The sequence below is a fragment of the Staphylococcus sp. HMSC077D08 genome, assembly GCF_001837945.1.
Taxonomy (GTDB): domain Bacteria; phylum Bacillota; class Bacilli; order Staphylococcales; family Staphylococcaceae; genus Staphylococcus; species Staphylococcus epidermidis.
Window position 1 is genome coordinate 41,866 of record NZ_KV834794.1, and the last position, 14,504, is coordinate 56,369.

Genomic DNA, 14,504 nt, shown 5'->3' on the forward strand with positions numbered 1-14,504 from the left:
ATTACTAACATTCCTCAGAGTCTTATTATTTCTTTCCTTCCACATATGCTTTGTCGAAAACAAATAATCTTAATAATAATATTAACGATGGAATTAATAAAAGTAAACCTAAAACAAAAACAATAACTAATGATAATCCCATTTCCGGATTGACATGAGAGTCTGTAATTTTAATAAACGGATAAAGTAAATATGGAAGTTTACTCATTCCGTAGCCAAAGAATGCAAATAACATTTGCAATATAACCATGATAAAAGCTAGACCGTGTTTCTTTTTAAATATAGTCAGTAATCCAGCTATTATAAAAAATATAAAGCTGATTGCAAACATCCACCAATAATTAAAAATAGCAGTTCTAAAGTGATCAGAATTTTGAATTCTAAGAGATAAGAAAACAAATAATGAAATCACAATCATAGGTGGCCCCCAAAAAATATGCCATTGTCGTGTCATATCATAAGCTGGTTGATCATTTGCTTTATGAGCATAATATGTTAAAAAACCTGATGAAATATAGAGAACTGAAATTATGGCTAAGAATACTACAGACCATGCAAATGGACTTAATAATAATTGTATCCAGTCTAAATCAATATGTGTGCCATGCTCATAGATATAACCACCTTCTGAAATTGTTAGAGCAGTTGCTAGAGAGGCTGGAATTAATAGACCTGTTAAACCATATAATACAATCCAGGGCAGTTTAGTATCTTGACCATAATTTTCAAAAGCATAAAAACTACTTCGTATAGAAATAAGAATTAAAGCTATTGATCCAGGAACTAATAAAACTGTTCCTAAGTATTTAGCAGAATCAGGAAAAAAACCAATAAATCCTACAAAAAAGAAAACGAAAAAGACATTTGTAACTTCCCAAACTGGATTGAGGTATCTATGGATTAAATGATTAACCTTTTTCTCATTACCTGTCATTTTAGAATGCAATGCGAAAAATCCTGCACCAAAATCAATGGAGGCGATGATAATATAACAAAATAAAAATACCCATAATACTGTTATACCGATATAAGCGTAAATCATTTTGTTTCACCTCTCTCTTCAATCACTTTTTCTACATCTTTATAAGCAGGTTGATTTTTAAACATTCTAATTAGTACATAAGCCGAAGTAACTAGTAATAAAAGATATAGTAAACCGAATAACGTCGTTACTAATGTGATTCCCCCCGCCTGGGTAGCCGCCTCTGATACGCGCATATATCCTCGTATAATCCACGGTTGACGACCCATTTCAGTTAAGAACCAACCAAATTCTATCGCTAACATTGATGCGGGACCAGTTAACAAGATAGCGTATAACATCACACTACTAGTTACATATTTACGTAACTTTTTAACAATTAAAAATAACATATAGAGTCCTGAAATGATAAAACAGAATATTCCCATTGATACCATCAAATCGAAAAAGTAATGAACTATCATAGGAGGTAATTCATTTTTAGGAAATTCATTTAAACCTTTAACTTTTGTATTAAAACTATTATCTGCTAAAAAACTAAGTAATCCAGGAATCTCTAGTGCTCCTGAAACTTCATGTGTTTTTTCATTTAATACACCGAAAAGAACTAAATTCGCATGTGATTGCGTATCATAATGCCACTCATATGCTGCAAGCTTATCTGGTTGAACTTTGTGTAAAAATTTAGCAGATAAATCTCCTGCAATCATCGAAAGAACGGTATTGATGAATCCAACAATCATGCTTAAATTAAGAGCTTTTGTATGGTATATTCTATCTTCTTTATGATTATGACGTAATAATTTAAACGCTGCGATGGCAGCTAATATAAACGCCATCGTCATACCTGCAGTTGCAACTACATGTAAAGCACGAACCATAAACGATGAATTAAACATTGCTTCTAATGGTTGAACATTTACCATTCGACCATTTTTAATTTCAAAACCCGCTGGGGTATTCATAAATGAATTGACTGATGTAATAAAGAATGCAGAGAATGAACCTCCTATAATGACGGGTATAGATATGAAAAAATGTGTCCATTTATTTTTAAATCTTTCCCAAGTATATAAATAAATACTTAAAAAGATTGCTTCAAAAAAGAATGCAAAAGTTTCCATGAATAGTGGTAAAGCAATAACATGACCGCCCATTTTCATAAACGTTGGCCAGACAAGTGAAAGTTGTAAACCAATAATGGTACCTGTAACGACGCCAACAGCAACGGTTATTGTGTAGCCTTTCGACCATCTTTTAGCCAATGTAATATAATTCGCATCATTTTTCTTTATGCCAATAAACTCTGCTATTGCAAACATAAGTGGCATACCAACACCAATTGTTGCAAATATGATATGCACTGCAAGTGTCATACCCGTCAACAATCGAGCTATTTCAACTGAATCCATCTATAAATCACCCTTCATTTTTATTTTTTAGTTATTGGAGTGACAAGTGATTAAAATTATAAGTCCTTAGTACTATTGAACTAAATTAAATTGCTTTAAATCATTGTGACGATTTTATGTCTTTTCACACAACGTTCACAAAGTTGAAATGACGTCTCTTTTTTTATATAGTGTTGTAAGATAAATCATGAGAGGATGTAATGTATGACTGATACAGTGATTATTTATACACAAGATGACTGTCCACCTTGTGCTTTTATTAAAAATTATTTAGTAAATAAAAATATCAAATTTACAGAAAAAAATATCAAAAATCAAAAATATAAAAATGAAATGATGAATTACGATGCATTTGCAACACCTTTTATTTTGCTTAAAGGGATACCTATGTATCAAGTAGATATGGAAAAATTGAATTATGAATTGAATATTACACCTTAATTTCTATTTTTAATTTTCGCGTGTTTAATTTCAAATTTTCAAACTAGCTAAACAAATATTGTCATCTTCAAGTAATTTATTAAATCAATATAATATATTAAAAAAATATTCTAGGACATATTTTGCAGAAAAATAGAATTTAACAAACTAATATGATTTAAACCATTATAAAAAGACAATTTCTATATTATTTTAATAGAAATTGTCTTTTTCTAGTCTAAGAACTTTATGTCTTATACTCTTAAAATATTCTTTTTAAAGTCAATTATTTAGCCAATTGGTTAACTAATTCAACGACTTCCTCTTGCGTTGAGCATTCAACAGCTCTATTAGCAAGTTCAGCCATTTCATTTTTACTTAAACCATTGATTTGTCTTCTAGCTTTTAGGATAGAAGTCGCACTCATTGAGAACTCATCTAAACCTAAACCTAATAATAAAGGCACAGCTGTTTGATCTCCAGCCATTTCACCACACATACCAGTCCATTTACCTTCTTTATGAGAAGCTTCAATAACTTGTTTAACTAATCGTAAAATTGAAGGATTATATGGTTGATATAAGTATGAAACTCGTTCAGACATACGGTCAGCAGCTAATGTGTATTGAATTAAGTCATTCGTTCCTATACTAAAGAAATCTACCTCTTTAGCAAATACATCAGCAAGTGCCGCGGTAGCTGGAATTTCAACCATAATACCTAATTCAATATCATCTGAAACTTCGTAACCTTCGCGAAGAAGATTTTCTTTCTCTTCAAGAAGTATTGATTTAGCGTCACGGAATTCTTTAATTGTTGCTACCATAGGGAACATAATATTCAATTTCCCATAAACTGAAGCACGTAGTAATGCACGTAATTGTGGTCTAAAGATTTCCGGCTGTGCTAAACATAAACGTATCGCACGATAACCTAAGAATGGATTCATTTCTTTAGGTAAATCTAAGTATGGAAGCTCCTTATCTCCGCCGATATCTAAAGTACGTACAACTACACGTTTACCGTCCATAGTTTCAAGTACCTTTTTATAAGCCTCGAATTGTTCTTCCTCAGTAGGCATTTGGTCTCTACCCATGTACAAGAATTCTGTACGGTATAAACCAATCCCTTGTGCACCGTTATCAATAACTCCTGATAAGTCATCTGGAGTACCAATATTAGCAGCTAGTTCAGCATGGACACCGTCAACTGTTACTGTATCAGCATCACGCAATTTTTGAAGTTCTTTCTTATCTTCAAAGAAACGCTCACGTTTGTTTTGATAAGCAATTAACTCATCTTCTGTAGGATCAATGATAACATCTCCGGACATACCATCTACAATAATCATATCACCTTGTTTAACTTCTTCAGTGATAGATTTAGTACCGACAACAGCTGCAATCTCTAAAGAACGACTCATAATTGCAGAGTGGCTGGTTCTACCACCAATATTAGTTACAAAACCTTGAACAAATTCTTTATTCAACTGTGCTGTATCTGAAGGTGTGAGGTCATTACCTACAATGACAGCACTTTCATTGATTAAACTAGGATTAGGTAAATCTACACCTAGAATATGAGCCAATACACGTTTAGAAACATCTCTGATATCAGCTGCACGTTCTTTCATGTATTCATTATCCATTGACTCAAAAATAGAAATAAATTGTGTCGTTACTTCATCCAAACCAGTTGCAGCATTGACTTTGTCATTTCTAATTTTGTCTTGAATGGGTTGTATTAATTCTGGATCATCTAAAACAAGTAAATGTGCATCAAAAATCGCTGCTTTATCAGCACCTAATTGAGCTTCGGCATTATTTCTTATTTTAGTTAATTCAATTTTTGAAGCTTCGATAGCGTCATTAAACTTATCAACTTCACTTTCTGTGTCAGTAACTTTTTCGTTACTGTCATAAGATAAGTCTGGCTCTACAATTAAGTAAGCTTTTGCGATTGCAACACCATCTGATGCAGCAATCCCTTTAATTAATTTAGACATAATTATTCAGCTAAACCTTCTTTTGATAAGACATCAGTGATAGATTGAATTGCGTCAGTTTCATCGCTACCGTCAGCATAAATAGTTATTTCAGCATCTTTACCTACACCTAAGCTCATTACACCCATGATTGATTTTAAATTAACTTTCTTCCCGTTATATTCTAATTGAATATCTGAATCAAATTTTGATGCAGTTTGTACTAGCATTGTAGCAGGGCGAGCATGAATCCCTGTTTCGTCTGTGATTACATATGATTTTTGTTCCATATTAAACTCTCCTTTGTACAGTTAGAATCTTCAATATTATTACAATCTAACAAAATATTTACAACTTAACTTTACCAAAACCTATAGCTAAATTCAATTCGTTTAAAATCGTTTTCAGCATATAAATTTTGCACCTCGAGACGATTATAACACTTCTATAAGTTATTGATAACTTTTTCACATTTATTGATATGATCTTTACCCAATTTGCTCATAAAATAATAGCTAATGGATGCAGATACAGCTTGCCCAACAAACGGGAACCATTTTGTTTGTTTGGCAGCTGCTCGTTTAGCTACATCTTTAATCACAACTTTAAGCAACGCCTCTGATACCTTACGTCCAATAAATTGACTTCCTTGAATTGCTGCTGCAGACATAATTCTTTCTTTCACTTGATCACTTAGTGAATTAACTTGATCGTGATCTAAACCATAAATTTTATTTACATCCTCTATAATATCTCTCATTAGTTTAAGATCTACTCCAAAATCAAGTCCTGGAATAGGAACTATACTAGCACCGGAGGAAAGTAGCGATTTCTTTTTAACTAAAGTTTCAGCTCTCTCTCTACGTTGTCTAAGTTCTTCCTGTGTAGTTGGCAAATCACCTTTCTCTTTAATTTCCTCTATGTTCAATAATGAGTTCCCTACTTTATTTGTAATATTATTAGTTAGTTTACTTCTAATTCCCATTTAATGACATCCTTTCAAATAATACTTTAACAGTGATTTATACCCATATTTATAGAAAATTAATTTTTTATTGTTACAAATACTGCTTTTAAATATTTTGAAGGTTTGTAGTGAGGATGAGTTTTAAAATCTTTAGGTAACCCCATTACTTCATTTATTTCATATTCAATATTATTTTGGGCTAGTGTTTTCTTTATTACATTTTTAAATGCCTTAAGAGAAAATGCACTTGAATTGGTACATAATAGTAAAGTACCTCCAGGCGATAAAATGTTAAGGGCTCCTTCAATTAATAAATTATAATCTTTTTGAACTGAAAAAGTTTTTTTCTTATTTCTCGCAAAGCTAGGTGGATCAATAACAATTGTATCGTATTGATGCCCATGTCGTCCTGCATAATTATAAAAATCAAACGTATCCATAACATAAATATATTGAGATTTAGGGTTGATACCATTTAAACCAAAATTTTCTTCAGTTAGCCCTCTAGAGCGATTTGCTAAGTCTACACTTGTTGTTGAGTTTGCATTTTCAGCTGCTATTACTGAAAACGCTCCAGTGTAACTGAATAAGTTAAGTACATGTCTTCTTTCTGAAAACTGATCTCTTAATTTTTTTCTAACTTCTTTTTGATCTAAAAATATACCAGTCATAAGACCATCATTTAGGTCTACGTTATAAAAAGTAAAATTTTCTTCTATAACGATAGGAAATTCAGGAGCATTACCTTCTACAAAGCCACCAGTGTAGGAAGAACCTTTAAAACGCATTTTCTCAAAAATTGAAGTGTATTCATATACTTCTTTGATTGCTTCTAAGATAGGAAATCTAAATTTATATATGCCTTTCGAATACCATTGAATTAAAAGATGTCCATTATAATTATCAATTGTCAGACCACCTACACCGTCACCTTCAGCATTAAATAATCTAAATGCGTTTGTACCTTCTATATTGAAATAGTATTGTCGCTCTTTTAATGCAGCTTCAAATAAACGTCTAAAAAACAAAGTGTTAATCTCTTCATTTTGATTATAACTCAATACCCACCCTAATCCTTTATGTTGTCTTCCAATATATCCAGTAGCTATATATTGTTGTTGCTCTGTCACCAGCGTTATCAAATCACCTTCTTTAAGATGATCATGTTCAAATAAATCTTCTTCATCTATTAATGGATAGTGGTTTAAATACTTTATTTCTTTGCCTTTATTTAGCGTAGCAAGTTTCATAAATGAATACCTCTCTTAATTTTTATCACTGTTAGTTATGATAATTTTGTTTCGTAAATCCAGTTAACACCATATAATTTCATCATCATTTTAACAAATAACTTTAGGGAATCACACAAAAAAAGAGTGGGACGAAATTCATTCTGAATTCACTATCCCACCCATGAAATGTATTGCTCACATAGAAATTTTTCTGTGAATATTTCTTACTGTTCATTGAATATAAAGCTAGATAAATACAATCATTGATTTGAAAAGTTAAGTATTTTTACCAATGATTAATGTTTATAAATCAAATTTAACCCATTTATTTTTCTCTCAACTGTAAAGAATAAGCAACAATCATTGCAATAAGCATTAATAACAAGATTGGCGTAATGAAAATTGATAATAATAATCCATGTACCATAATATTGATAAATTCTGTAAGAAATTTAAAGAATAAAATACTGCCCATAAAGAGTTGTAAATAATAATATTTATCCCTTAAATAATAAGTTAATGTAGTTGCAATATAAATAATAATAATGAAAAGTAGCAACAATAACGTTACCCACTCAACTACATATTGCGTTTGTGATAACTCCCATTCACCAGTTAAGAATAATGCATTTCTATTATTAAATTCTAGAAAAGCAAAAAACAGAATAATTACACCACAAAACAATTGAACATACATAGGTTTAACCCATTTAGGTTTTTTCATCCAATTTGGAATATCGTCCTCTTGTATATCTACTATGCTGTTAATTTTTTGCTTAAACTTGTCCCTTTTGGCTCTAATTTTATCTAAATCAACACTTCTTTTGGTCTTACGTGCATACTCGGTTGTCTTATCTTGTAGTTGTTTTAAGTGAACTTTAGTTTGATTAGATACATTGCCTTTATTAGTTCTTGAAAGTTCAGGTTCCTCTTCGCCTAACTCTTCTTTAGTAAGTGGTAATGAACGTCTTAAGAATAAGAAATTCCATATAGCCATTTGACCTAATAACCACATAATAATGAAGAATGTATTCACACTTAAAATATCAATTGATTCAATTTCATTTGCGTCAATACGTCCATATAGCGAAATTTGTGTAATAAGATAACTCATTCCATAAGTTACAATAATCCACATATAATGGTTCTTACGATTGTCTTGGTTCAACTCATCTTTATAAACTATGTAACCAATATGAACTGTAAAAGGAATAATAAAGACGATTGCAAAAAAGCCATACACTTGTGTCATTAGCAATAATGTAATGATAAAGTACATAATGCCAATAACTAAAAAGAAAATTGAAATGTCATAATCGTATTTAATAGTTCTAAATAAAGTGTGACCTAACAACATCACTAAAATACCAAATACGATGATTACTATGGCACTTGTAATTGGAAAGCCACCAATAAATTTGCTCATCACTTTTATAATCTCGGCAAAAAAGGCATTTAGGAATTCCCATACGTTATGCACATGCGTATCAACCTTTTTGTCACCTTTAAATTGTTTGATTAAAGGTAAGTTAATAAAAATAATGAGACCTGTAAAAAGTGAAACGATACCGATAATATAACTAAATATAATTTCGGTGTGTTTCCTAAGAAAAGACATACTGTTCACCTCAAAATTATTATATATGAAGATTGTTTAATTGTCTTTAAAATATCATGAAATACATCTATAGACCTACAAACGTTTATTAATAGAATAACGGGGTAAACCATTTGTGTAAACAGAAATCCTATTAAAGAGGTGAATTTTTATGACAAATAAAGAATTTGAAAAAAAATCAGCAGAAAAAGCCAAAGAAGTAGAAGAAAAGCTTAAAGAACAAAACGAAGAAAAAACAGATGATATCGAACAAACTAAGAAAGATATTCAAGATACACTAGATTAATTTTACTAATGATATAAGTGGTTATGCTAGATAATAAAAAGATTTGTTAGCATTTAAATCGTTGAATCATTGAGTTCATAAGTAATATAAAAAGACAATTTCTATTAAAATTTTTGATAGAAATTGTCTTTTTTTCGTAATAATACATAAGGCGTTCATCTATGATTATCATTATAATATTATCTTTTAATACAAATCTACGTTATTATTTAACCTTTTTTATTTCATAGTTAACATTTATGTAAATTTCTTTAGAACACTTATTTATTCTAAAGAAATAACATAACCATTTTACGACTACTTTTTCGAAAGATTTGCATCATAGTTCTTAAATCATGACTAATATCATTTATAAATAAAAACTGTCGCCAAAATCCTATATCTTGTAGGACAGTTATATTTATCACTTAATTGCACTATAGTAATTTATGTTTACGTAACAATTCTTCAATAAAAGTACCACGTATTTTCTTCAACACTGTATTTAATACTGATCGTTTGATAAAGTTTTTATTGACAAGTTCATGTAAAGATCTACGATCATTTAATTCATAAAATGCATCCATCAGTACGCGTGCATCAAATTCAGAAGCATAAACTTCAGGTACACCTCTATCAACATCCAATAATTGATAAACAGCTTCCATAGCTGTTCTAACTGAATATTCTGTAGTGAATACCGTATCTCGTTCTGTTTCTGCAAAGTTTCCAATAAATGCTAAGTTTTTAGAGCCATTCGGTACTACTAACGGTCGATCTTTGTATGCTCTAGGCATGAAATATGCAGTTATATACGGCATATAAACAGGAATCGTGTTACATTCCGATTGAGCTAATTCAACAATTTCCTCTTGTGGAACACCCATATGATATAACCATTCTTGACAGATTTCACTACCAGTACTTTCCGTGATTGGCTTTTTAATGAAGTCTCCTTTTTCGTCAGAGTATAATGCGTAAATCCATACACTAACTTGATTTTTAGGTTGTTTCTTAAATTGTTGCTGACGGTTTACTGTAAAACTAAGTTGCCAACTCGAATTAGCTACAGAAATGATACCACCTGTGACTGTCCGACCAGATAAAACATCTCTTTTACACAATTGTTCGATATATGAGATTATCTTTTTATTATCTGTTGTTGCCGTTGCTGATACAAACCAACTTTTAGCTGGAATGTGATCACAAAATTTCTCAGGTCTACCAAATTCTGGACTTTGATTAGCTAAGTTTTTCCATAATGTCCAACTACCACCTAAAGAATGTGTTATAGGAGCAGGGTGGTCGTTATCACCATAGGTTGAACTTTCAGTAATACTTCCGTTAGTAACAAATACCAAGTCATTAACTGTTAACGGGATAGATTCTTCTTTATCATCTCTAGTTAAAATGATTTCTCTAGCAATTTTAGTAGCTGATGTTGCATCAACTAAAATATTATTCACTTGTACTCCAAATTCAAAGTTCACGTTATGTGATTTTAGATATTCTACCATTGGTAATACTAAAGATTCATATTGGTTATATTTAGTGAATTTTAAAGCACTAAAATCTGCCAAACCACCAATATGGTGAACAAAACGCATAAGATATCGACGCATTTCCATTGCTGAATGCCAGGGTTCGAAAGCAAACATTGTTTTCCAATATAACCAAAAATTAGAATTTAAAAAATCTTCAGTGAAAACTTCGGAAATTTTAACATCTTCTAAATCTTCTTCTTTTTTCATACATAAACTTAAAATTTCTTTAATAGCTTTTTTAGACAATGTAAAATCGCCATCAGTATCAATGCGTTTACCACCACTATTAATGGCTCTGCATTTAGAATAGTTAGGATCTTCCTTATTCAACCAATAAAATTCGTCTAACACGGATGCATCAGGTTGTTCTAATGATGGAATACTTCTAAATAAATCCCATAAACATTCAAAATGATTTTCCATTTCTCTACCACCACGTACGACAAAGCCATGATGCTCCATATTAATACCGTCCAAACTTCCACCTGAGATATCTAACTCTTCCAAAATATGGATATTTTCGCCTTTCATTTGTCCATCTCTAATTAAAAAACATGCTGCAGCTAAAGAAGCTAATCCAGACCCTATTAAATAGGCTGATTTACTATCAACATTTTCAGGTTTTTTAGGTCGAGCAAACGCTTCGTAATTACTATTTGTATAATACATAGAAACATCACTCCAATTAAATAAAAGTTTGAAAATCTGTATGATATCGCTTTCAAGTATATTTTACCCCTCTTTGTGTAATAACACAAACAATTGGTTATTTTTTAATTTAATTCACTTAAAACTATACTAATCTTTTTTATTTAGCTATTTTTAACATCAAATTAAAGATTTGTTAGAAAAATTTAAATCGTTAATTCTATAAACTTCATCATGATACACATTTATTGCAATTCATCTCTAAAATAGTAAATATATTTCTTGTTTAAATAACAATACTTGAAATAACCTTGACAATATATAATAAAAATCATACATTTAAGTTAATTAAATAATTGAACGCACTAGGGGTGTATTCTTTACTGAGATGAGGCCAACCTCAAACCCTTCGAACCTGATCTAGCTAGTTACTAGCGTAGGAAAGTGTTGTTATACATCTAATGAATTATGATTAGATGTTGCTTCTGACGCACAACTTTCCTAGAGATGGTTGTGCGTTTTTTAGGAGGATGTTTTTATGTCAAAAGGTTTAAAACTATCTGAAATTCTTGTGACAGTTTTAATTTCAGTAGTATTTGCCATCATTTATAACTTATGGTGGTTTGTTTACAATATTGTACAAGTTGCGGGTATTCACTTAGAACAACTTACATATGGTGTATGGTTTATGGCAGCAGTCGTTTGTTACTTAATCATTCCTAAGCCAGGTATAGCATTATTAGCAGAAATCGCAGCTGGAGCTGGTGAAACGATTGTCATGGGAAAATTTGATATCCCTACTATCATATATGCGATATTACAGGGACTGGCTTGTGAAATTATATTTGCTATTTTTAAATATAAATCACGTTCTGCTGCTGTAGCAATGCTTGCTGGATTAGCAACTGCTTTAATCTCTTTCCCAGTGGATTACTTCTATGGTTACCTAAACGAAGTTGCTGGATGGAACTTACTACTATTTATCATTTTCCGTTCAATTAGCGGAATTGTATTAGCTGGTTTAGTTTCATACTGGATTGTCAAAGCATTAGATAAAACTGGTGTAACTAAATTCTTCAGACCAGCATCACAACAAGATTACGATAACCTATAAGGGGATTTTTTAATTGTTACGTGTTAAAAATTTACGTTTAAAGTATCCGAATGGAGATAGGAAAATATTCAACAACTTAAATCTTGAGATTAAAAATAAAGAAAAAGTGCTTTTACTCGGTCCTTCCGGATCAGGTAAAAGCACATTACTTAATGTATTAAGTGGAATAGTACCTAATTTAATTGAACTTCCGATGAAATATGATGAATTGAATATTGATCATGATAGTGGCGTTATATTTCAAGATCCAGATAATCAATTTTGTATGCCAAAAGTATATGAGGAACTTGCATTTGTTTTAGAAAATAGAAATATTCCTAGAAGTGAGATGGATCAAGAAATCGAAGACGCGTTAAAGTCTGTAGACCTCAATGTTACTCATAAAACATATGTCAACAATCTAAGTGGTGGTATGAAACAGAAGTTAGCTATTGTTGAAACAATACTACAAAAATCAAAGACACTTTTTTTAGATGAGCCTACTGCAATGCTCGACGTAAAAGCAACTGAAGATTTATGGAAGAAATTAATCAATCTTTGGGAAGATCAAACAGTTTTAATTGTTGAGCATAAGGTTGAACATATTTGGCAACATGTTGACCGCGTATTGTTATTAAATTATGATGGTCAAATTGTTGCTGACGACACCCCTGAACAAATCTTAAATCATTATGAAGGGCTATTAACTGAATACGGAGTTTGGCACCCTAGAGCATGGCAGAGTGCACCACGCCCCATCCCATTACCTAATCAAACAAAGAATCTCTTATTTCATTTTGACGACGGGCAAATTATTAGAGGTAAAAAGACACTTTTTTCATCCAAGGAGCTTAAACTGTATTCAGGTGAATGGTTAACAATCACTGGTAAAAATGGCGCTGGTAAAACCTCTTTACTAGAAGCTATGTTACAACTAATTAAATATGAAGGTAACATGTTTTATCGCGACCAATTATTATCTAAAATTAAACAAGCGGCAAAGCATATGTATTTGGTATATCAGAATCCTGAATTACAATTTATTACGAATTCTGTTTATGATGAAGTGTATATTCATTATAATCACTTAGATCCTAAGCATGCGAATGATGAAACTATGGATTTATTAAAATTATTACATTTAGATCAAGTTAAGGATCATCATCCTTTTGAAATATCAACAGGTCAAAAGCGTCGTTTAAGTGTTGCAACAGCATTAAGTTCAAAGGCAGAGATTATTTTATTAGATGAGCCAACATTCGGCCTAGATAGTCATAATACATTTCAACTTATCAAGTTATTTCAAGAACGCGTTAATCAAGGTCAAACAATTATCATGGTGACACATGATCCAGAAATTATTAAACGATATCCAACAAGACGATTACGCGTGGAAGATGGGTGTCTTAAAGAAATGGAAGGTGAACACATTGTTTGAAAGATGGAAAAAACGCCACACCTTCGTTGATGATGTAAATATCATTACTAAGTTACTTTTAGGTATCGCATTATTCTTTTTCATTATATTTATCCATAACTTTGACTTTATGATTTATATCGTTATATTAATGTTTATGTTCTTACTTTTATTTAACGGTACAGAATTTAAAATAACTGCCATTTTTATATTAGTCACAACACTCTTTGCCTTGATGTCGTCATTATTTATGATTTTATATGGTGATGGAGAACATATGCTTGTAAAATTTGGTATTTTGCAAATAAGTACAGAAAGTATTGTACGAGGTCTTCATCTATCTATGAGAACAATTACCGTTTCAATGTTTGGTATACTAATCGCACTGACTTCACAAATTGTAATGATTTTTTATAGTTTAATGCAACATTTAAAGGTGAAGCCTAAATTTGCTTATGCTTTTATGGCAGCGATTAGAATGGTTCCACTTATAATAAGTTCTCTTATTCAATTAAGACGGTCCCTAAAAATGCGTTATCAAATGATAGATGCATCTAACTATAAAGGAATCAAGCGTCTTAACCACTTGGTCATACCTTTATTAAGTCAAAATATTCGACGTGCACATCAACTTTCTGTTGCAATGGAGTCTAAAGGCTTTAAAGATGGTCCAAGAACATACTACTATCGGGTTCCATTTTCATATAAAGATATCATCTTTGTTGCTTGTATATTAATTATCATTACTTTGTCATTTGTCTTATCATCATACCTTCCAATTACCGGTATTCATGATGTCCGTTTTGGACAATTAGACTAATAATTACACACCCAATATTTAATTAAAAGTAAATATTCATTTTATTCCAATGTAAATAGAAATCATAAAAAAATGTCCTTCGTTGATCATATCCAATCAACG

Annotated in this window: 13 protein-coding genes and 1 riboswitch; of the genes, 5 read left to right on the plus strand and 8 right to left on the minus strand. The window is 31.1% G+C overall.

The annotated features are described in order from the left end of the window. Window positions 1-25: 25 nt before the first annotated feature. A complete protein-coding gene (locus tag HMPREF2663_RS07980; protein ID WP_002446167.1) occupies window positions 26-1,042 on the minus strand; it encodes a cytochrome d ubiquinol oxidase subunit II in 1,017 nt (338 codons plus the stop codon). Then, a complete protein-coding gene (locus HMPREF2663_RS07985; RefSeq protein ID WP_002490068.1) occupies window positions 1,039-2,394 on the minus strand; it encodes a cytochrome ubiquinol oxidase subunit I in 1,356 nt (451 codons plus the stop codon). Before HMPREF2663_RS07985 ends, HMPREF2663_RS07980 begins: the two co-directional genes overlap by 4 nt. A 204-nt stretch (window positions 2,395-2,598) precedes the next feature. On the opposite strand from HMPREF2663_RS07985, the gene HMPREF2663_RS07990 reads away from it, so the two are divergent. Further along, a complete protein-coding gene (locus tag HMPREF2663_RS07990) occupies window positions 2,599-2,835 on the plus strand; it encodes a glutaredoxin family protein (protein WP_002446165.1) in 237 nt (78 codons plus the stop codon). A gap of 265 nt (window positions 2,836-3,100) precedes the next feature. Here the strand turns inward: HMPREF2663_RS07990 and ptsP are convergent, their stop codons facing one another. From ptsP to auxA, 5 genes are all read right to left on the minus strand, one after another. Then, entirely contained in the window at window positions 3,101-4,819 is a 1,719-nt protein-coding gene (gene ptsP / locus HMPREF2663_RS07995; RefSeq protein ID WP_002446164.1) for a phosphoenolpyruvate--protein phosphotransferase, read from the minus strand. Between the two features lie 2 nt (window positions 4,820-4,821). Continuing rightward, window positions 4,822-5,088: a phosphocarrier protein HPr gene (locus HMPREF2663_RS08000; RefSeq protein ID WP_001831726.1), complete on the minus strand. Its 267-nt coding sequence runs from the start codon at window positions 5,086-5,088 to the stop codon at window positions 4,822-4,824. Between the two features lie 155 nt (window positions 5,089-5,243). Then, window positions 5,244-5,783, minus strand: a complete 540-nt coding sequence (locus HMPREF2663_RS08005; RefSeq protein WP_001831644.1) for a hypothetical protein — start codon at window positions 5,781-5,783, stop codon at window positions 5,244-5,246. 59 nt (window positions 5,784-5,842) lie between these two features. Further along, a complete protein-coding gene (locus tag HMPREF2663_RS08010) occupies window positions 5,843-7,015 on the minus strand; it encodes a class I SAM-dependent rRNA methyltransferase (RefSeq protein WP_002446163.1) in 1,173 nt (390 codons plus the stop codon). Between the two features lie 307 nt (window positions 7,016-7,322). Next, window positions 7,323-8,615 carry a lipoteichoic acid stability factor AuxA gene (auxA, locus tag HMPREF2663_RS08015; protein ID WP_070593053.1) on the minus strand — a complete coding sequence of 431 codons (1,293 nt, stop codon included), beginning with the start codon at window positions 8,613-8,615 and terminating at the stop codon, window positions 7,323-7,325. Between the two features lie 151 nt (window positions 8,616-8,766). Here auxA and graF point away from each other — a divergent pair, with 151 nt between their 5' ends. Beyond that, complete coding sequence (gene graF / locus HMPREF2663_RS12940) at window positions 8,767-8,901, plus strand: glycopeptide resistance-associated protein GraF (RefSeq protein ID WP_001831711.1); 135 nt, start codon at window positions 8,767-8,769, stop codon at window positions 8,899-8,901. Window positions 8,902-9,317: 416 nt separating this feature from the next. Here graF and HMPREF2663_RS08025 read toward each other — a convergent pair whose 3' ends face one another. After that, window positions 9,318-11,093, minus strand: coding sequence for an oleate hydratase (locus tag HMPREF2663_RS08025; protein ID WP_070593052.1), 1,776 nt, complete (start codon window positions 11,091-11,093; stop codon window positions 9,318-9,320). Between the two features lie 336 nt (window positions 11,094-11,429). Continuing rightward, window positions 11,430-11,532: riboswitch (TPP riboswitch) on the plus strand. Between the two features lie 78 nt (window positions 11,533-11,610). Here HMPREF2663_RS08025 and HMPREF2663_RS08030 point away from each other — a divergent pair. The 3 genes from HMPREF2663_RS08030 to HMPREF2663_RS08040 are packed head-to-tail and all read left to right on the plus strand — an operon-like array spanning window position 11,611 to window position 14,402. Next, window positions 11,611-12,186: an ECF transporter S component gene (locus tag HMPREF2663_RS08030; protein ID WP_002446159.1), complete on the plus strand. Its 576-nt coding sequence runs from the start codon at window positions 11,611-11,613 to the stop codon at window positions 12,184-12,186. Between the two features lie 13 nt (window positions 12,187-12,199). After that, on the plus strand, window positions 12,200-13,603 hold the full coding sequence (locus HMPREF2663_RS08035; RefSeq protein ID WP_070593048.1) for an ABC transporter ATP-binding protein: 1,404 nt from the start codon (window positions 12,200-12,202) through the stop codon (window positions 13,601-13,603). Continuing rightward, entirely contained in the window at window positions 13,596-14,402 is an 807-nt protein-coding gene (locus HMPREF2663_RS08040) for an energy-coupling factor transporter transmembrane component T family protein (protein WP_002475234.1), read from the plus strand. The genes HMPREF2663_RS08035 and HMPREF2663_RS08040 overlap by 8 nt, the downstream gene beginning before the upstream one ends. Window positions 14,403-14,504: the final 102 nt, after the last annotated feature.

Bases quoted from the DNA above. Each gene is read 5' to 3' on its own strand.
- HMPREF2663_RS08000 (WP_001831726.1), bottom strand. From the start codon at position 5,088: ATGGAACAAAAATCATATGTAATCACAGACGAAACAGGGATTCATGCT.
- HMPREF2663_RS07990 (WP_002446165.1), top strand. From the start codon at position 2,599: ATGACTGATACAGTGATTATTTATACACAAGATGACTGTCCACCTTGT.
- graF (WP_001831711.1), top strand. From the start codon at position 8,767: ATGACAAATAAAGAATTTGAAAAAAAATCAGCAGAAAAAGCCAAAGAA.
- ptsP (WP_002446164.1), bottom strand. From the start codon at position 4,819: ATGTCTAAATTAATTAAAGGGATTGCTGCATCAGATGGTGTTGCAATC.
- HMPREF2663_RS08005 (WP_001831644.1), bottom strand. From the start codon at position 5,783: ATGGGAATTAGAAGTAAACTAACTAATAATATTACAAATAAAGTAGGG.
- auxA (WP_070593053.1), bottom strand. From the start codon at position 8,615: ATGTCTTTTCTTAGGAAACACACCGAAATTATATTTAGTTATATTATC.
- HMPREF2663_RS07985 (WP_002490068.1), bottom strand. From the start codon at position 2,394: ATGGATTCAGTTGAAATAGCTCGATTGTTGACGGGTATGACACTTGCA.
- HMPREF2663_RS08025 (WP_070593052.1), bottom strand. From the start codon at position 11,093: ATGTATTATACAAATAGTAATTACGAAGCGTTTGCTCGACCTAAAAAA.
- HMPREF2663_RS07980 (WP_002446167.1), bottom strand. From the start codon at position 1,042: ATGATTTACGCTTATATCGGTATAACAGTATTATGGGTATTTTTATTT.
- HMPREF2663_RS08030 (WP_002446159.1), top strand. From the start codon at position 11,611: ATGTCAAAAGGTTTAAAACTATCTGAAATTCTTGTGACAGTTTTAATT.
- HMPREF2663_RS08010 (WP_002446163.1), bottom strand. From the start codon at position 7,015: ATGAAACTTGCTACGCTAAATAAAGGCAAAGAAATAAAGTATTTAAAC.